19 protein-coding genes are annotated in these 18,129 nt (G+C 61.7%); 12 read left to right on the forward strand and 7 right to left on the reverse strand.

Annotated features, from left to right (window positions below; all coding sequences use genetic code 11):
• The 3 genes from QOC89_RS22175 to QOC89_RS22185 all read left to right on the forward strand — a co-directional run.
• A partial coding sequence (locus tag QOC89_RS22175; protein WP_074284875.1) for a DUF3563 family protein occupies positions 1-147 on the forward strand: 147 nt, incomplete at its 5' end.
• Positions 148-377: 230 nt separating this feature from the next.
• Entirely contained in the window at positions 378-731 is a 354-nt protein-coding gene (locus QOC89_RS22180) for a hypothetical protein (RefSeq protein WP_323046980.1), read from the forward strand.
• 261 nt (positions 732-992) lie between these two features.
• Positions 993-2,042 (forward strand): ABC transporter substrate-binding protein, encoded by a 1,050-nt coding sequence (locus tag QOC89_RS22185; RefSeq protein ID WP_323046981.1) that lies wholly within the window; start codon positions 993-995, stop codon positions 2,040-2,042.
• Positions 2,043-2,234: 192 nt separating this feature from the next.
• Here the strand turns inward: QOC89_RS22185 and QOC89_RS22190 are convergent, their stop codons facing one another.
• Positions 2,235-3,080 carry a 23S rRNA (adenine(2030)-N(6))-methyltransferase RlmJ gene (locus tag QOC89_RS22190; RefSeq protein WP_323046982.1) on the reverse strand — a complete coding sequence of 282 codons (846 nt, stop codon included), beginning with the start codon at positions 3,078-3,080 and terminating at the stop codon, positions 2,235-2,237.
• Here QOC89_RS22190 and QOC89_RS22195 point away from each other — a divergent pair.
• Positions 3,024-3,158, forward strand: coding sequence for a hypothetical protein (locus QOC89_RS22195; RefSeq protein WP_323046996.1), 135 nt, complete (start codon positions 3,024-3,026; stop codon positions 3,156-3,158). The genes QOC89_RS22190 and QOC89_RS22195 overlap by 57 nt on opposite strands.
• 117 nt (positions 3,159-3,275) lie before the next feature.
• Here the strand turns inward: QOC89_RS22195 and QOC89_RS22200 are convergent, their stop codons facing one another.
• Complete coding sequence (locus QOC89_RS22200) at positions 3,276-4,247, reverse strand: aldo/keto reductase (protein ID WP_323046983.1); 972 nt, start codon at positions 4,245-4,247, stop codon at positions 3,276-3,278.
• A gap of 223 nt (positions 4,248-4,470) precedes the next feature.
• On the opposite strand from QOC89_RS22200, the gene QOC89_RS22205 reads away from it, so the two are divergent.
• Together QOC89_RS22205 and QOC89_RS22210 are read left to right on the forward strand one after the other, a co-directional pair.
• Positions 4,471-5,268: a 3-hydroxybutyrate dehydrogenase gene (locus QOC89_RS22205; RefSeq protein WP_323046984.1), complete on the forward strand. Its 798-nt coding sequence runs from the start codon at positions 4,471-4,473 to the stop codon at positions 5,266-5,268.
• 10 nt (positions 5,269-5,278) lie between these two features.
• On the forward strand, positions 5,279-6,517 hold the full coding sequence (locus QOC89_RS22210) for a patatin-like phospholipase family protein (protein WP_323046985.1): 1,239 nt from the start codon (positions 5,279-5,281) through the stop codon (positions 6,515-6,517).
• A 196-nt stretch (positions 6,518-6,713) separates the two neighbouring features.
• Here QOC89_RS22210 and QOC89_RS22215 read toward each other — a convergent pair whose 3' ends face one another.
• Positions 6,714-7,913 (reverse strand): amino acid aminotransferase, encoded by a 1,200-nt coding sequence (locus QOC89_RS22215; RefSeq protein ID WP_323046986.1) that lies wholly within the window; start codon positions 7,911-7,913, stop codon positions 6,714-6,716.
• Positions 7,914-8,298: 385 nt separating this feature from the next.
• On the opposite strand from QOC89_RS22215, the gene uvrB reads away from it, so the two are divergent.
• The 5 genes from uvrB (at position 8,299) to QOC89_RS22240 (ending at position 14,066) form a co-directional block, all read left to right on the forward strand.
• Positions 8,299-10,389: an excinuclease ABC subunit UvrB gene (gene uvrB / locus QOC89_RS22220; RefSeq protein WP_179741693.1), complete on the forward strand. Its 2,091-nt coding sequence runs from the start codon at positions 8,299-8,301 to the stop codon at positions 10,387-10,389.
• Positions 10,390-10,716: 327 nt separating this feature from the next.
• Positions 10,717-11,265 (forward strand): iron transporter, encoded by a 549-nt coding sequence (locus QOC89_RS22225; RefSeq protein WP_323046987.1) that lies wholly within the window; start codon positions 10,717-10,719, stop codon positions 11,263-11,265.
• A gap of 138 nt (positions 11,266-11,403) precedes the next feature.
• Positions 11,404-11,736, forward strand: a complete 333-nt coding sequence (locus QOC89_RS22230) for a cupredoxin domain-containing protein (protein ID WP_323046988.1) — start codon at positions 11,404-11,406, stop codon at positions 11,734-11,736.
• A gap of 81 nt (positions 11,737-11,817) precedes the next feature.
• A complete protein-coding gene (locus tag QOC89_RS22235; RefSeq protein ID WP_323046989.1) occupies positions 11,818-12,663 on the forward strand; it encodes an FTR1 family iron permease in 846 nt (281 codons plus the stop codon).
• On the forward strand, positions 12,660-14,066 hold the full coding sequence (locus tag QOC89_RS22240; RefSeq protein ID WP_323046990.1) for a 4Fe-4S binding protein: 1,407 nt from the start codon (positions 12,660-12,662) through the stop codon (positions 14,064-14,066). The genes QOC89_RS22235 and QOC89_RS22240 overlap by 4 nt, the downstream gene beginning before the upstream one ends.
• Positions 14,067-14,366: 300 nt before the next feature.
• On the opposite strand, the gene hemP is transcribed toward QOC89_RS22240, so the two are convergent.
• From hemP to QOC89_RS22260, 4 genes are all read right to left on the reverse strand, one after another.
• Entirely contained in the window at positions 14,367-14,627 is a 261-nt protein-coding gene (hemP, locus tag QOC89_RS22245; protein WP_323046995.1) for a hemin uptake protein HemP, read from the reverse strand.
• A gap of 194 nt (positions 14,628-14,821) precedes the next feature.
• The gene (locus tag QOC89_RS22250) at positions 14,822-15,304 is read right to left on the reverse strand and encodes an SRPBCC family protein (RefSeq protein ID WP_323046991.1); all 483 of its coding nucleotides are present in this window, start codon (positions 15,302-15,304) and stop codon (positions 14,822-14,824) included.
• A gap of 115 nt (positions 15,305-15,419) precedes the next feature.
• A complete protein-coding gene (locus QOC89_RS22255) occupies positions 15,420-15,818 on the reverse strand; it encodes an OsmC family protein (RefSeq protein WP_323046992.1) in 399 nt (132 codons plus the stop codon).
• A gap of 227 nt (positions 15,819-16,045) precedes the next feature.
• On the reverse strand, positions 16,046-16,924 hold the full coding sequence (locus tag QOC89_RS22260; RefSeq protein ID WP_323046993.1) for a pirin family protein: 879 nt from the start codon (positions 16,922-16,924) through the stop codon (positions 16,046-16,048).
• Positions 16,925-17,046: 122 nt separating this feature from the next.
• Between QOC89_RS22260 and QOC89_RS22265 the strand changes: the two genes are divergently transcribed.
• The gene (locus tag QOC89_RS22265; RefSeq protein WP_323046994.1) at positions 17,047-18,033 is read left to right on the forward strand and encodes a LysR family transcriptional regulator; all 987 of its coding nucleotides are present in this window, start codon (positions 17,047-17,049) and stop codon (positions 18,031-18,033) included.
• The last annotated feature ends 96 nt before the right edge of the window (positions 18,034-18,129 follow it).

An 18,129-nucleotide genomic window follows, 5' to 3' on the forward strand; every position in this document is an offset into this window, starting at 1 on the left:
ATGTTTGCATACGTACTTGAAAAGCTGAGCACCTGGTTTGAAACTGCAGAACGCAGCCGTCGTGAAGCCTATCTCGCATCGTCGTCGGATATCGTTCAGCTCGAACAACGCATCCGCTCGCTCGAAACCAACGGCTATTCGCTGTAAGTTTCAATCGCATTGAGTTTGACCCGGCAGCGTTCGTGCGCGGCCATCGCGGTAAAGTGTTGAGCCCCGTATAGACGGGGCTTTGTCACATCTGGAGCCCGAAAATTTCACGGCAAGTGGCGCGCTGACGCTACTCATGGCCAATAACGACTAGCCTGACGGTCAGCACCGCGGTAAGGTAAAGCGTTTTCTGCGCAATCCGGCATTTTCAAACCTAACCGGTCCGCCTAATGCTTCCTGTCCGTTTGCTCAAAACCGTCGTGGTCATGGCCGTCGCGGCCTCGCTGACAACGGTTTTCGCCGTACCCGCGACTTTCGCCGCGTCCAGCAACAACGCCCGCAAGCCCGTGATACTCGACTCGCAGGGCGGGATAAGCGACGGTCAGAGCGGCACCGTGCTGCAAACCGCGCCGCTTTCGCGTCAGCCGATCGTAGAAGCGCAGCCCATCGCGACGCCTGCGGAGTTGTCGCCCAATTCGTCGATACCGGTTGTTGTCGCGCCCTACATCCCGGTGCCTGCCGGCGGTGGCACGCCGTATCCACAACCCCGGCCACAACCTCGTCCGGCGCCGCACACGCAATAAGCGTCTTTCGCGCGCGGCTACCCAGTTGTTTCTTTTCCGTCTGTTGAAGTCTCGGGCGGCGCCCCCGCTGCCGTGCCGCCGCATGTGCACGCAAGCCTGCGGCTAATACGCGAGACTCCACGCGGCATTCGGGTTTCGGCGCATGGCGCGCAAGAAACCGTGCGACGACAATCGTTGCGCGCGCTCTCTCGCCCGCGATGTTGGCCATGCACGATGCGTCGCGCCATCGCATCGAATGAAAATAGAACAAGGAGACATTCAATGCCTACTCAATGGATGCGGCATGCCGCCGGTACCTGCGCGACATTGATCGTGCTGCTCGCAGCCACCGCGCTGCCCGGCGTCGCGATCGCCAGGGATACACCGGAAAAGCCCACGCTGACCATCGCTGTCGGCGGTTTGCCGGGCCTCTACTATTTGCCGGTACTCGCCGCCCAGCAGTTGGGCTACTTCAAGGACGAAGGGCTCGACGTCACGCTAGAAGATTTTGCGGGCGGGTCCAAGGCGCTGGAAGCGGTCGTAGGTGGCAGCGCCGACGTGGGAGCAGGCGCATTCGAGCACACGCTGTTCATGCAGGCAAAGGGGCAACACTACCGCGCGTTCGCGCTGATGGGCCGCGCGCCGCAGATCGTCGTCGCCGTGTTGAAGTCGAAGGCGGATCAGATCAAGACATTGGCGGACTTCAAGGGGGCGAAAGTCGGCGTGAGCGCGCCGGGTTCGTCGACGGATCTGGTGCTCACCGTGGCGTTGCGCAAGGCCGGCGTGCAACGCAACGAGATTTCGGCGATCGGCGTGGGCAGCGGTGCCACGGTACTCGCCGCGGTGAGCGGGGGACAGCTCGACGCGTTGTCGAATGTCGATCCGATGATGACCAAGCTGACGCGCAGCGGCGCGATCAAAGTGCTGGTCGATACACGTACCGTGAAGGGCACGCAGGAGATATTCGGCGGCACGATGCCGGCGGCGACGCTTTATGCATCGGAGACTTTCATCCAGAAGTATCCGAAGACGACGCAGGCGCTCGCCAATGCGATCGTGCGCGCGGACCGCTGGTTGCAAACCGCGAGCGATGCTGACTTGCTGAAGATGGTGCCGCCGGCCTATTTGCTCAACGATTCGGCACTCTATGTGGAGTCGTTCCACAACGTGCGCGACGCGTATTCACCCGATGGCTTGATGCCCGCGGATGGTCCGGCCACCTCATTGCGCGCGTTGGCGTCGTTCGATAATCGGCTCGATCCGAAGAAAATCGATCTGAACGCGACTTATACCAACGACTTCGCTCGTAAAGCTGCAGAGCAACTCAAGTAAGTGGTCTCGTGGCGGGTAACTTACGCGGCCGTGCGGATGTCCGTCAGCGGATCGAGCTCGTCCAGCAGGCTGTTACGGCGAGCAATTAGCGGCTGCGTCCGGCTACGGCGGCACCCCGAGTGGTAAGGCGCGCGTGATATGAGCGCGCCTTGACCGCCCCGCTACAAGTTCGCGTGGAGCCCGCAACCGCGTTCAATCGCCGCGATATTCGACCTTGAACTGCGCGGCCTTGTCCTGGCCGAGCGCCTGGACCAGCCAGGGCATCTGGTCTTTCAGCGTTTTCGCCAGCGTATAAGGCGGATTCAGGATGAACATGCCGCTGCCGAACAAGCCGAAGCCGTCGGCCGGCGGATTGCTGACGGTCAGGCTCACATGCAGCCAGTTGCGCTCCTGCAGCTTTTTCAACTGATCGGGGAAGCGCTGCGATTCAAGGCGTCTTACCTGCGGATACCAGACCGCGTAGGTGCCAGTCGGAAAGCGCTTCAGACTTTCTTCGACGCAGCGCAGTGTGCGCGTGTAGTCGCGCTTGTCTTCATACGACGGATCGAGCAGCACCAGCGCGCGGCGCGGCGCCGGCGGCAGCAATGCGAGGATGCCGTCGAAGCCGTCGCCCGCATAAAGCATTGCGCGGCGGCCTGCGTCGCGGAAGTTATGGCGTAGCACGTCGATTTCAGTGGTGTGCAGTTCGAACAGGCGCATGCGGTCCTGCTCGCGCATCTGCCGCCACGCGATATACGGCGAACCCGGGTAGAAGCGCAACTGGCCGTCCGGATTCAGCGCGCTCACTTCGTCGACGTAATCCGCGAAGATCGGCGGCAGGTCGTTACGCCCCCATAGCTTGGCGATGCCGGTCTGGAACTCGCCGGTTTTGGTCGCGTAGCCTTCCTTCAGCGAATAGACGCCGGCGCCCGCGTGCGTGTCGATATACCAGTAGGCTTTGTCCTTCTGGCCGAGGTAGCGCAGTAGCTGCAACACGACGGCGTGTTTCAGAACGTCGGCGTGATTGCCTGCATGAAAGGCGTGGCGATAGCTGAGCATGATGAGGAGACGCTGAAAGAGGGCGTGCCGGTCCAGGGCGGATTCGGCGATGCGAGTGCAATGCAGCAGCACAACTGAAGAAGTGCGGCGCGGTCGCGTATTGTACGCGACCGCGCGTTGCCTTCCGTAGCGCGTTGCGCGGGACACGGCCCGGATGATGCGCGGGCCATGCGCCTTCGTCCGGCGAGCGGCCGCTCAGTCGTGGGCGTCGCCGATGATTTCCTCGATCCGTTGCTTGATCTCCGGCGTGATCTGCTCGGCCACATCGGCGGACTTCATGTTCTCAGCGATCTGTTCGACGCGCGACGCGCCGGTGATGACCGTGCTCACATGCGGATTCTTCAGAATCCACCCAATCGCCAACTGGCCGACCGTGCAGCCTAGCTCGTCGGCCACTTCGCCCAGCTTGCCGACCACATTGTTCTTGCCGGCATCGGTGACCTGTTTGCGCAGCCACTCGTAGCCTTGCAGTTGCGCGCGGCTATCGGCAGGTACGCCGTCGCGGTACTTGCCCGTCAGCAGGCCGGAGGCGAGCGGACTCCATGTGGTCAGCCCAAGGCCGATATCCTCATAAAGCCGCTTGTATTCCTGCTCGACCCGATTGCGGTGAAACAGGTTGTACTGCGGCTGCTCCATGACCGGCTTGTGCAGGTGATGCCGCTCCGCGATATCGTAAGCCGCGCGGATTTCATCGGCGCTCCATTCAGACGTGCCCCAGTACAGCGCCTTGCCGCGAGTGATCATGTCGCTCATGGCCCAGACGGTTTCCTCGACCGGCGTGTTCGGGTCAGGACGATGACAGAACACCAGATCGACATAATCGAGCTGCAGGCGTTTTAGCGACGTGTCGATCGCGTTAAGCAAATATTTGCGGTTCAGCGTGTGGTACTGGTTCGGCGCTTCGTTGAGCCCCCAGAAAAATTTCGTCGATACCACATAGCTCACGCGCGGCCACGCCAGTTCCTTGAGCGCCTGACCCATGATCTCTTCGGATTGGCCGGCGGCGTACACCTCCGCGTTGTCGAAGAAGTTGACCCCCGCATCGCGCGCGGCCGCGAGGGACTCGCGCGCCGCACGATGATCCACCTGGTTGCCGTAGGTGACCCATGAGCCGATGGACAGTTCGCTGACTTGCAGGCCGGAACGGCCCAGACGTCGATAATTCATGCATTCCTCCTTGGTAGTGATGCCGCTGGAATCTCGCTGAAAACGCCTAGTTTAAAGAGATAAGGCTCGATGTGCGGTTTACGGATGCAGTTCGCACGGTTCATGCACAATAGCAGCGTTGGCCGCAGTGCAGCATTCGGCCAAACGGCCTATGCCGTTTGGCGGACTTCACGCCGCCTGCGGCCCGTGGTCTCATTGCTCATCAACTGCATGGAGGTTCTGGATGTCGTCACTGAACACGAATCTGAATGGCAAGGTCGCGGTGGTTACCGGCGCGGCGAGCGGCATCGGCAAGCAGATTGCGCTCACGCTGTCCGCCGCGGGTGCCGCGGTCGCGATCGCCGACCTGAACCAGGACGGCGCGAACGCCGTCGCTGAAGAAATCAAAAAGGGTGGCGGAAAGGCCATCGGCGTGGCGATGGACGTCACGAACGAAGACGCCGTCAACCAGGGCATCGAGAAAGTCGCGGCCGAGTTCGGCTCGATCGACATTCTGATTTCCAACGCCGGCATTCAGATCGTCAATCCGATCGAGAACTACTCGTTTTCCGACTGGAAGAAGATGCAGGCAATCCACGTGGACGGCGCCTTCCTCACCACCAAGGCCGCGCTCAAGCACATGTACAAGGACGATCGCGGCGGCATCGTGATCTACATGGGCTCGGTCCATTCGCACGAAGCATCCCCGCTGAAATCCGCCTATGTAACGGCCAAGCATGCACTGCTGGGGCTTTCGCGTGTACTGGCCAAGGAAGGCGCGAAACACAATGTGCGCTCGCATGTGGTGTGTCCCGGTTTCGTGCGTACGCCGCTTGTCGACAAGCAGATTCCCGAGCAAGCCAAAGAGCTTGGCATCAGCGAAGAAGACGTCGTTAAGCGCGTGATGCTGGGTGGCACGGTCGACGGCATTTTCACCACGGTGGAAGACGTCGCGCAAACAGTGCTGTTCCTGTCCACGTTCCCGACGGCGGCGCTGACTGGCCAGTCCTTTATTGTGAGCCACGGCTGGTATATGCAATAAGGAGGCGCCCATGGCGCAGCGCAATCTCAAGCAGGCGCGCGCTGGCGCGCTCGGCGGTGGGGAAGGCGAGGGTGCCGGTCCGGCTCCCGCCGCGCATCCCGGCCGGCATCTCCATTTGCCTAACTACGAAACCGTCGCGTTGATGCTGCAAGGCGGCGGCGCCCTGGGTGCTTATCAGGCCGGCGTCTTTCAGGGACTGTATGAAGCCGGAATCGAGCCGAACTGGCTTGCCGGCATTTCGATCGGCGCGCTCAACACAGCCGTCATTGCTGGGAATCCGCCCGAAAAACGCGTCGAGCGGCTGCTGCAATTCTGGGAAACGATTTGCCAACCGGCGTTCGGGCCGCCGTTGCCGGCGTTTATCGAGCACGCACTATTCAATTCCAGCGACGCCATTCGCAAGGCCTTCACGGCCACCCAGGCAATAGGCGCGATCGTGGAAGGGCAAAAGGGCTTTTTCGTGCCGCGTTTCCCGCCGCCGTTGCCCACCGTTTCCGGGCCGCCGCAGTTGGCGAGCTACTACGACACCACGCCGCTGAAAGCGACCCTCGAAGCTTTATGTGATTTCGACCGGATCAATTCCGGTGAGATGCGTGTGTCGGTGGGTGCGGTGAATTGCGGTACCGGCAATTTTGCGTACTTCGATAACACGCATACGAAACTGAAGCCGGAGCATTTCATGGCATCAGGTGCGTTGCCGCCGGGTTTCGCGGCGGTTGAAATCGACGGCCAGTACTATTGGGACGGCGGCTTGATGTCGAACACGCCGCTCTACGAGGTGATTCAGTCCACGCCGCGTCGCGACACGCTCGCGTTCCAGGTCGATCTATGGAGCGCGATCGGGCCGGTGCCGGACAACATCACTGATGTTCAAGGGCGCATGAAAGACATTCAGTACTCGAGCCGCACGCGTCTCGTGACCGATATGCTGCAACGTTCGCAGCGTTTCCGGCATGTGCTGCGCGAGGTGCTCGATCGCGTGCCGTCTGACCAGCGCGACGATCCGTGGTGCAAGCTGGCGGATGATCTGTCGTGTTCGAAGCGCTACAACGTGATCCATCTCATCTACCGGCACAAAGAGTACGAAGGACACTACAAGGACTTCCAGTTCGGTCTGTCCACGATGCGTGAGCACTGGCAGAGTGGTCTGGAAGATATTCGTCACTCGCTTGCTCAACCCGATTGGCTGGCCATGCCCGACAACGACGCGGGGTTTGTCACGCATGATATTCATCGGGATGCGCGCTAAAGCGGTCGCAGCGCGTGCGGTGCGATCGCAGTAGTGTTGCGGTAGCAGCCAATAAAAAACGGCGCCCGAAATGGGCGCCGTTTCTACAAGCCGTTCAGTCAGCCTAAGTAACACGAGCAGCCCAAGACGAGCAGCCCAAGCGGCGTCAGTAAAGTAAAGCAAAGCGCGCGCAATAGTCGCTCGCGCTCTGAATGCCTTACTTCAGCACGTGAGCGATGGCGCTAGCCACGCCGTCGAGGTTGCGCGTATTCAGCGCAGCCACGCAGATGCGGCCCGTGCTCACAGCGTAGATGCCGAACTCTTCACGCAGACGGTCCACTTGCGGCGCGGTCAGACCCGAGTACGAGAACATGCCGCGTTGCGCGTTCACGAAGCTGAAATCGCGATCCACGCCGCTTGCCTTAAGACGTTCGACCAGGCCGTTACGCATGGCGCGAATGCGGTCGCGCATTTCGCCGAGTTCCGTTTCCCACGTGGCGCGCAGTTCCGCCGACGCGAGCACCGCTGCGACCACCGAGCCACCGTGCGTAGGCGGGTTCGAATAGTTGGTGCGGATCACGCGCTTCAGTTGCGACAGCACGCGAGCCGATTCTTCCTTGCTTGCCGTGATGATCGACAGTGCGCCGACGCGCTCGCCGTACAGCGAAAACGACTTCGAGAAAGACGACGACACGAACACGTTCAGTCCGGAAGCCGCGAACAGACGGACTGCTGCAGCGTCGGAATCGATGTTGTCGCCGAAACCTTGATACGCGATGTCGAGGAACGGCACCAGATTGCGCGCCTTGACGACTTCGACGATCTGCTTCCATTGGTCGACGTTCAGGTCCACGCCGGTCGGGTTGTGGCAGCACGCGTGCAGCACGACAACCGTGCCGGCGGCATAGCTGTTCAGCGCGTTCAGCATGCCTTCGAAATTCACGCCGTGCGTGTGCGCGTCATAGTACGGGTAGGACACCACTTCGAAGCCGGCGCCTTCGAACAGCGCGCGGTGGTTTTCCCAGCTCGGATCGCTGATCGCGACCTTGGCCGAAGGGTTCAGGCGCTTCAGGAAGTCGGCGCCGATTTTCAGCGCGCCCGTGCCGCCCAGTGCTTGCGCCGTCACAACGCGGCCTGCGGCGATCAGCGGCGAGTCATTGCCGAGCAGCAGCTTTTGCACGGCGGCGTCGTAGGCAGCGATGCCTTCGATCGGCAGATAGCCACGCGGCAGCGCGGCTTCGACACGTGCCTTTTCCGCGTCGCGCACGGCGCGCAGCAGCGGAATCTTGCCTTCTTCATTGAAGTACACACCAACGCCAAGGTTGACCTTGGTAGCGCGCGCATCGGCGTTGAAGGCTTCGTTCAGGCCCAGAATCGGGTCGCGGGGAGCAAGTTCGACGGCGGAGAACAGAGACATGATGGGTAGCAGCGGTAGTGAGAAGAGGGCGGCTTCGAACGCGGGCGGCCCGGCCAAAGGTGTCTGACAGACGATTCAGACGGAAGGCGGGCGTCGGCGAGCGAGCGCAACTTGCCATTGTAGCGAATCCGCGGGCATTTTTCGGACGACAACGTCTGTTGGACTGAATTTTTTGCTTGAAAAACAGGCACTCAGGCGTCATGTGGTCGTAGTGGACCGGCCCGGGACGGCCGCAAGCGAGCCGCCAGGCAAGCACCGCAGCGAGCCAGCAAAACGGAGCCGCAAGCATCCCGCCGCCGCCTCAACCCCCTACGCAGACCCGCTCGGCTCGGGTTCCCGCAACCCGTTAGAATGGTTCTTTGCCCAAGGCCCGGTGCCGCTCCCCATGTCCGAACAACATCTGACTGAAGCCGACGAGACGCTCGACGAATCCAAATTCGTCACGTTCGAAGGCTCGCCCTTCCAGCTTTACCAGCCGTATCCGCCCGCCGGCGACCAGCCGACGGCGATCGACACGCTCGTCGAAGGCGTGGAGGACGGCTTGTCGTTCCAGACGCTGCTCGGTGTGACCGGCTCCGGAAAAACGTTCACGATGGCCAATACCATCGCGCGGCTCGGCCGGCCGGCCATGGTGTTCGCGCCGAACAAGACGCTCGCCGCGCAGCTCTATTCCGAGTTCCGCGAGTTCTTTCCGCGCAATGCGGTGGAGTACTTCGTTTCGTACTACGACTACTACCAGCCGGAAGCGTACGTGCCGCAGCGCGATCTGTTCATCGAGAAAGATTCGTCGATCAACGAGCACATCGAGCAGATGCGGCTGTCGGCCACCAAGAGCCTGATGGAGCGGCGCGACGTGATCATCGTCGGCACGGTGTCGGCGATTTACGGTATCGGTAACCCGTCCGAATATCACAAGATGATTCTGACGCTGCGTACCGGCGACAAGCTCGGCCAGCGCGACATCATCGCCCGCCTGATCGCGATGCAGTACAACCGCAATGAAGCCGACTTCCAGCGCGGCTCGTTCCGCGTGCGCGGCGACACGATCGATATTTTCCCGGCCGAGCACGCCGAAATGGCGGTGCGCATCGAGTTGTTCGACGACGAGGTCGAGACGCTGCAACTGTTCGATCCGCTCACCGGCCGCGTGCGGCAGAAGATTTCCCGCTTTACCGTGTACCCGTCGTCGCACTATGTGACGCCGCGCGATACCGTGGTGCGCGCGGTCGAAACGATCAAGACCGAACTGCGCGACCGGCTCGAATTCTTCTATAGCAGCGGCAAACTCGTCGAAGCGCAGCGGCTCGAGCAGCGCACCCGCTTCGATCTGGAGATGTTGCAGGAGCTGGGCTTCTGCAAGGGCATCGAGAACTACTCCCGGCACTTCTCGGGCGCGGCCCCCGGCGAGCCGCCGCCCACGCTGGTCGACTATCTGCCCTCCGATGCGCTGATGCTGCTCGACGAATCGCACGTGCTGATCGGTCAGTTGAACGGCATGTACAACGGCGACCGGGCACGTAAAGAGAATCTGGTGGACTACGGTTTTCGCCTGCCGTCGGCGCTCGATAATCGCCCGCTCAAGTTCAACGAGTTCGAGCGCAAGATGCGTCAGGTCGTGTTCGTGTCGGCTACGCCTGCCGATTACGAGCAGAAAACGGCCGGGCAGGTGGCCGAACAGCTGGTGCGTCCTACCGGCCTCGTCGATCCGGAAATCGAGGTGCGCCCGGCGCGCACCCAGGTCGACGATGTGCTCGCGGAAATCAACGAACGCGTCAAGGTCGGCGACCGAGTGCTGGTCACGGTGCTGACCAAGCGGATGGCCGAGCAACTGACCGAGTTTCTGGCCGACCACGGCGTCAAGGTGCGTTACCTGCACAGCGACATCGATACCGTGGAACGGGTCGAAATCATTCGCGATTTGCGACTGGGCACATTCGATGTGCTGGTCGGGATCAACTTGCTGCGCGAAGGGCTGGATATTCCGGAAGTCTCGCTGGTGGCGATCCTCGACGCGGACAAGGAAGGTTTCCTGCGCGCCGAGCGCTCGCTGATCCAGACCATCGGCCGGGCCGCGCGGAACGTGAACGGCAAGGCGATTCTGTATGCGGATCGGGTGACCGACTCGATGCGCCGCGCGATCGACGAAACCGAGCGGCGGCGCGCCAAGCAGATCGCTTTCAACCTCGAAAACGGCATTACGCCGCGCGGCGTGGTCAAGCGGATTCGCGACATCATTGACGGGGTGTACAACGTCGACGACGCCCGCGCCGAGCTGAAGGAACAGCAAACTCGCGCTAAATTCGAGGACATGTCCGAGAAGCAGCTCGCCAAGGAACTCAAGCGTCTCGAAAAGCAGATGATGGAGCACGCCAAGAATCTCGAGTTCGAAAAAGCCGCGCAGACTCGCGACCAGCTGGCGTTGCTGCGTCAGCGCGTGTTCGGCGCGAACGTCGGCGATCACGTGCCTGGCGTCTAAAGAAGCGCGCTTCCGTTCTGGGCGCGGCAACGTGCCGTGCCCAGTCTCATCAAGCCTGGCAACCTGCCAGGCGTTCCGCCGACCCCCGATTCCTTAAGACGGCCTTAAGACCCTGCAGCCGTAGGGCTTAGCCGCCCGCCAGATTTGTCCTCCCTGACGAACGATGATAAACTCGACCAATATTGAGAATGGTTCGCATTAACGTTCGCATATGCGATTTGCTTACGGTCACCGCCTTTTTGCGGGCTGCGCCGTTGCACCAACGCATGCGCAACGCACTGTTCCAATCGGTTCGATTCCAGTCAGATAAAAAAACAAGGAGTTTCAATGCGGATTTCTTCATTTGTGCGTGGCGGCGCCGCAGCGGTGGCCGCGGTGGCGGCCTTCTCGGCAACGGCTGCGGAATACCCGATCGGCCAGCATAGGATCCAGGGCGGCATGGAAATCGGCGCGGTCTATCTGCAGCCCATCACCATGGAACCGGAAGGCATGATGCGCAAGGCGTCGGATTCCGACGTTCACCTCGAGGCAGACATCCACGCAGTCAAGAACAACCCGACGGGTTTCGCCGAAGGTGACTGGATGCCGTATCTGCAGGTGCGTTATGAACTGACGAAAGCGGGTTCGAATCAGACCCAGAAGGGCGACATGATGGCGATGGTCGCCAACGACGGTCCGCACTATGGCGACAACGTCAAGCTGCAAGGTCCGGGCAAGTATCACCTGAAGCTCATCGTCGAACCGCCGATGCAAACCGGGCATATGGCTTTCGGCCGCCACGTCGACAAGGAAACCGGCGTGGGTCCATGGTTCAAGCCGATTACGCTCGAATACGACTTCACGTTCGCGGGTATCGGCAAGAAGGGCGGCTACTGATCCGGCCAATATCGCCGCGGACCCAGATCATCACGGCTCGCCCCGCATCGCTGTGTGGCCGCGTGTCAGCGGGTGAATGAATGCAGCAGCCGGCGGGCGGGTCATGAAAACCGCGCGCCGCGTTTTCCGGAATGCCTAATGAGAATTAACCGAAAGATCGCGATGTTCGCCGTGACCGCTTTGCTGGCGGGCGCCGCGCACGCAGCGGATCTGCCGACCTTCAAGCTGGAAATGAACGACGGCAAGCTGAATCCGGCTCGTATCGAAGTGCCGGCGGGGCAGCGCATCAAAATCGAAATCCACAACACCGGCAAAGGCGCCGCCGAATTCGAAAGCGTGCAATTGCGCAAAGAAAAGGTGTTGGCGCCAGGCGGCGAATCGTTCGTCGTGATCGCGCCGCAGCAGCCGGGCGAGTACAAGTTCTTCGACGATTTCCATCAGCAGGCGCAGGGCGTGATCGTCGTGAAATAGTGGCTTGGGAGGCGAGCGCGGGCCTTGGGCGGTCGGGTCACACGTTCGCCACAGCAGTAGAAGGTAGAAGGGAGAGCTTGGATGGGTCAGATTCTATTCATTGTGTGGCGGGAAAGTGTCGAGGCCTTGCTGGTCGTCGGCATCCTGTACGCGTGGCTGAAAAATGGCGACGACGATGCGCGCCGCGGTTTGCCGTACCTGTGGGGCGGCGTGGCCGCCGGTGTGATCGCGGCGATCGCGCTGGGCGCGGCGCTGGTCGGTGTCACCGACGTGCTCTCCGGTGACGCACAGGATTATTTCCAGACCGCGATGGTGCTGGTCGCGTGCGTGCTGATCGTGCAGATGGTGCTGTGGATGAAGCAGCACGGCCGCACGCTCAAGCGCGATATGGAACAGTCGCTGCAAAAGAGCAAACGCGATTCGAACTGGTGGGGCGTCGCGTTGCTGGTCGCACTGGCGATCGCGCGTGAGGGCAGCGAAACGGTGATCTTCCTGTACGGCCTCGGTTTCGGCCAATCGGGTCATGTGGCTGGCAGCCAGATGCTCGCGGTCGTGATCGGCCTCGGTCTCGCGTTCCTGACGTTCTACATTTTGCAGCTAGGCGGCAAGCTCTTCTCGTGGCGGCTCTTCTTTCGCGTCACGGAAATCATGTTGCTGTTTCTCGGTGCGGGTCTGTTCCAGACCGGCGTGGACAAGCTGATCGACAAGGAAATCCTGCCGACGGTCATCGACCAGGTGTGGAATTCGTCGGCGATCCTCGATGACTCGAGCACGTTCGGTTCGCTGGTCGCGACGCTCACGGGTTATCGCGCTCACCCGGCGCTGATGAATCTGCTCGCCTACGCCGTGTACTGGGCGGTGGTCTATCTGCTGCTGCGCCGCGCGAATCGCAAGCCGGCGCGGCAGGCCGCGGGGCGCGCGGCATGAGCACCCTGATGACCCGCCCAGGGCGCCTCGCCGCGGCCGGTCAGTGGATGCAGCGCCACGGCACAGCGATCCGCGGCATTCAGTGGGTTGTCGTGGCGGCGTACGCGTTCCTGATTCTCGTGCCGGCGGTAATGCCCCTGCCGGACGACACCGCGCATCTGTGGAATAACCTGACGCTCGCCGCGCAGTTCGTGTTCTGGGGCATCTGGTGGCCGTTCGTGCTGCTGTCGATGGTGATGCTCGGCCGCGTCTGGTGTGGCGTGCTGTGTCCTGAGGGCGCGCTCGCCGAATTCGCCAGCAAATACGGCCGCGGCTGGGCGATTCCGCGCTGGATGCGCTGGGGCGGCTGGCCGTTCGTCGCCTTCGGTATCACCACCATCTACGGCCAGATGGTTAGCGTCTACCAGTATCCGAAGGCAGTGTTGCTGGTGCTCGGCGGCTCGACCTTTGCGGCGATGATCATCGGCTTGCTGTACGGACGCGAGAAGCGTGTCTGGTGCAAGTATCTGTGCCCCGTCAACGGGGTTTTTTCGCTACTCGCGCGTCTCGCGCCGTTCCATTACAAGGTCGACGAAGACGCGTGGCGACGTTCGTACAGGAACGGTGAACACGGGCATCGCGTGATTCCGATCAATTGCGCGCCGCTGGTGCCGCTGCGCAATATGAAGGGCGCGTCGGACTGTCATATGTGCGGCCGCTGCAGCGGACATCGCGACGCGATTGCGCTGACGTGGCGTGCGCCGTCGTCGGAAGTCGTGCAGCTCGGCGACAAGCAGGCCAACCCGTGGGATACCGCGTTGATCCTGTACGGCCTGCTCGGCATCGCGATCGGCGCGTTCCACTGGACCGCTTCGCGCTGGTTTGTCGACTTGAAGATGTTTTTCGCGACATGGCTGGTCGATCACGACATCACATGGCCGCTCGACACCAACGCACCGTGGTTTCTGTTCACGCATTACCCGGAGCAGAACGATGTGTTCTCGTGGCTCGACGGCACGATGGTGATCGGCTATATCCTCGCCACGGCGCTGGTGTATGGCACGGTCCTGCTGGTGTTGCTGACGGGCGCGACGCGCATGCTGGGGCGTTTCAGCGCCGTACGTCTGCATCATTTGACGCAAGGCTTGATTCCGATTGCCGGTGCAGGCGTGTTTCTCGGTTTGTCGGCGACCACGCTGTCGTTGCTGCGCGCGGAACATGTGTCCCTGTGGTGGGCGTCGGACATGCGTATCGCGATTCTGGCGATTGCCAACCTGTGGAGCGCGTGGCTCGCCTGGCTCGTTACGCGCCGCTATAGCGAGCGCTTCGTTCAACGCGGCCTCGCGATGGTGTGGTTTGTCGCGGCGCTGGGTGTGGTCGACAGCGCCTGGTGGCTGATGTTCTGGGGCTGGGCTTCGAAGTAAGTCTGAGCGCTGCGGCGCGCTCCAGGAACCAGGGGGCCGCGCCCGTACCAAGCAAAAAGCCGTGGAGATGCCAGCATGCCACGGCTTTTCAATTTCTGAATCCGCGACACACGTCGTTTCGTGCATCCGCGTTGGGTGAGAACCAAAAAAGCGGCCTGGCTGGCTGCGACGGCTGGCTTGGTGTCTGCACGAAGGGGTCTAGTTCTCACGTGCAAGCCGTCGTGGCTGGCTAATGCCCAACACCTCTCGAGGAGGTGGTCCCCACAATACCCGGTACTGACTGCGATTCGTTGCCGCCCGTTACTTCGTCAAAATCAGCTTGCCTAAGCGCGTGGCACGCAGCTGGTAGGTTTCGCCGTTATGCACGATGCTCACGTGGCTATGTCCTTGCAGCAGGCTGTCGCTGCGAACGACCCGATCCGACGTGTCACCCGAACCGTTGGCGCGATCCGCTGCGGGTTTCGCGACGGTTGCCGTGGCCGTCGATGCCTTCGGACGGCTGGTCAGCGCGGCCGCCGGGCGGCGCAGGCTGAGTGTGGAAGAGCGCGTGAGATCGGTCATTCGTTTTAGCTGTTGGTCGATTCGATGGGTTAATTCTAAATGATAACTATTCCTATTTACAAGAAAGAGAAATTCATCGGATTCGACTTTCGATAGCTGAATGACAGCGGAGAGAAACGAGAAGGAAAGGCAGGCCATCTTCCATGAGGGCGCCTCAAACACTGCAGCGGGCCGGCAGAGTGCCCGCCCACGCATCAATGCAACGAACCGGGCTCCTGCTTGGTCTGCACGTACTGGCGGATCAGCCGCACGGTGTCGATATCGTTTTCGCGATACGCCGACTTCACGATTTCCTGCGTTTGCACCGCGTCCTGATCGTCGGAGACGGGCAGGGTGGTCGCGTATTCGAAGCGCAGGAACAACTGCAGTTCGTCAGGCTGCTCGATCGTCATGGTCAGCGAGCCGCCGACGTACTCCGCGGTCGGCAGAATATCGTAGCGCACGCTCTGGTGATCCTGCAGCGTCACGCGGTCACGCACGGTGGCCTGGCCGTAGTGCAACTCCCGTTCAAGCGTGTCGCCTTCGCGCGAAAGAATGGTGCAGCTGTCGAGTCCTATCACGAACAGTTGCGGCTGTTCGGCGCGCAACACGAGGCCCTCCCACAACTGCTCGCGGGTCATCGCGTCGACAAGCGGATTCAACGGATCGTTGATCTGGATAAGGTGTTCGAAATTCAAAACGACGGCTTCCTATGAAAGCGTTGCAATACACGGGCTCCGGCAGTCAGCCGGAGCATCCGGCCCTTCCCGCATCGCGAGACTGGCTCAGGGCTCAGCGCTCAGCGCTCAGGGCTCAGGCGACGGCAAGACCCGAGCGGATCGTGATCGAATGCGTGAGGATCTTGTGAACTGGGCACGCATTGGCGATTTGCAAGAGCCGTTCCCGCTGCTCGTCCGAGAGATCGCCTTCCAGCACGATTTTGCGGTCGATGGTCGAGCCCGCGTCGCCGGTTTCGATCGACAGCGCCACGCGCACGTCGGCGAGCGGCCAGCCCTTGCGCTGAGCGTACATCTTCAGCGTGATCGACGTGCACGCGCCGAGACTCGACAGCAACAGCGCGACGGGCGTCGGCCCGCGATCGCCGCCGCCAAGCGACTCTGGTTCGTCGGCGAGCCACGTGTGCTTGCCGTCATCGAAAAGGACCTGGAAATTCGTCGAACCGATGTGGGCGGTGACGGTGGACTCTGCCATGCGCGCTCCTGAACAGGGACGGAAATCGCCGCGCGCCACGGTCTGTCAGGGTGAGACAGCGTGGCGCGCGGCATGAATTGCTATTGTGAACGAATTTTTCGGCCTTCGCGCCGGTGGCGGGGCGCTAAGGCCTGCTTTGGCGCCCCTTTGCACGCGCGCCTCGCGGCATCCTGGCGTGTGCCTGAGCAGCCACGCTCCGTCAGCGTGCCGCTCAGTGCTCAAGACGGTCAGTGCGTGATCGCGCCCATCCGTCCTGCCTGGTAGTCGATCACGGCCTGGCGGATTTCGTCTTCCGTGTTCATTACGAACGGACCGTAGCGCACCACCGGTTCTTTCAGCGGCACGCCGCCGAGCAGCAGCACTTCGAGCGGTTCCTCGCCCGCTGAGAGCGTGACCGATTCGCCGTCGTTCTGAAACACCACCATCTTCTGGGCGCCGATTTTCTGGCGCGCCTCTCCTGCGCCGTAGAAGCCTGTGCCGGACAGGCTGTAGGCGAACACGCGATAGTCGGCCGGCACCGGCTGCTGGATCGTTGCGCCCGGTTGCAGCGAGAAATGCTGATACAGGATCGGTGTGCGCGTTTCGATCGCGGCCTTCACGCCGAGCGCTTCGCCCGCGATCACCTTGACGCGCACCGTGCCGTCTGCGGACATCGCGACCGGAATGCGGGCCGACGGCATCTCCTGGTAGCGCGGCTCGATCATTTTGTCGCGGCGCGGCAGATTCACCCACACCTGCAAGCCGTGCACGCGCCCACCGCTGCGCACGAATGACGGATCCGGCATCTCGCTATGCACGACGCCTGCGCCCGCTGTCATCCATTGCACGTCGCCGGCATGCAGGGTTCCCGAGTGTCCCGCCGAATCCTTGTGGCCGAACTGCCCCTCGAGCACATACGTGACCGTCTCGAAGCCACGATGCGGATGATCCGGCGCACCTTTAGCCTCGCCCGGCGCGTAGTCGATCGGGCCCATTTCGTCGAGCAGCAGAAACGGGTCGAAATCCATCAGCAGGCGGGTCGGAAATGGGCGGTTGACGATAAAGCCACCACCTTCGGTCGTGCGAACAGCGGGAAACGTGCGTTCGATCGTGCGGTTCGTGCTCATCAAATGTCACCTCTGAAAAGGGGAATAGCGTTATTTTTGAAACATAGCGCTATTATAGGGACCGTTTTCCTAGGCGCCAGCCGCCGTCACGCAATGGATTGTTCTATTACTGGAACGATGAGATGAAGATCGATTCACACAATCTGAATGACCTCATGTATTTTTCGCAGGTCGTCGAGCACGGCGGTTTTTCCGCCGCCGAGCGCGTGCTGGGCATTTCCAAGTCGCGCCTCTCCCGCCGCCTGACCGAGCTGGAAGCGTCGCTCGGCGTACGTTTGCTGCAGCGCTCCACCCGCAAGCTGGCGCTCACGGAAGCCGGCCAGCTCTTCTACCGGCACTGCCAGGCAATGCTGAGCGAGGCGCAGGCGGCCGTCAACGTCGTGCAGCAGCTGCGTTCGTCGCCGCGCGGCACGGTGCGCGTCAGCGTGCCGGTGACGATTTCGCAGACCATCCTGTCGCAAATCCTGCCGGAATTCATGCATCGCTATCCGGAAGTGCGGGTGGTCATGCGCGTGACGAACCGCGTGGTAGATCTGTTCGAGGATTCGATCGACATCGCGTTGCGCGTACGCTCCGATCCGCCGGAAAACGCCAATATCGTCGTGCGCCCGTTGTGGCGCACGCAGCAGATGCTGGTCGGTGCGCCGAGCCTGTTGCAGCAGAACGCGCCGCCGCTATTGCCTGCCGATCTGAACCGTTTCGAAACGCTCGACGTGCCGACCGGCGACGGACGTCACGTCTTCGATCTGATCGCCCCCGACGGCACGCGCCACGCGCACGAACACGAACCGCGTCTCGTCACCGCCGATCTGATGACAATTCGTGAAGCGGTGTTATCCGGCGTGGGAATCGCCGCATTGCCGGAGATGATGTACGGCAGTGCATTGCGCGCGGGCCAGTTGTCGCCCGTGATGCCGGGTTGGACCTTTCCGACGCCGCAGTTGTACGCGGTATTCGTGTCGCGCCAGGGGATGGTGCCGGCGGTGCGCGCGTTCGTGGACTATCTGGTCGAAATGCTCGATCCGGACGAAGGCAAGCACATTATGGGCGAATGCCCGACGCGTGCGGTAGTGGACTTTGGAGAGCCCGTTCTCGCGCTCGCGTCATAGCACTTATCAGGTGCGGCCACATCGCTTTTAGCATTTAAGCGCCGCTTGTCATGAGTACTTTCAATGGCGGTTTGCTTGAATGCGCGCGCTCGCGGG

The organism is Paraburkholderia sp., assembly GCF_034668105.1.
GTDB lineage: Bacteria > Pseudomonadota > Gammaproteobacteria > Burkholderiales > Burkholderiaceae > Paraburkholderia.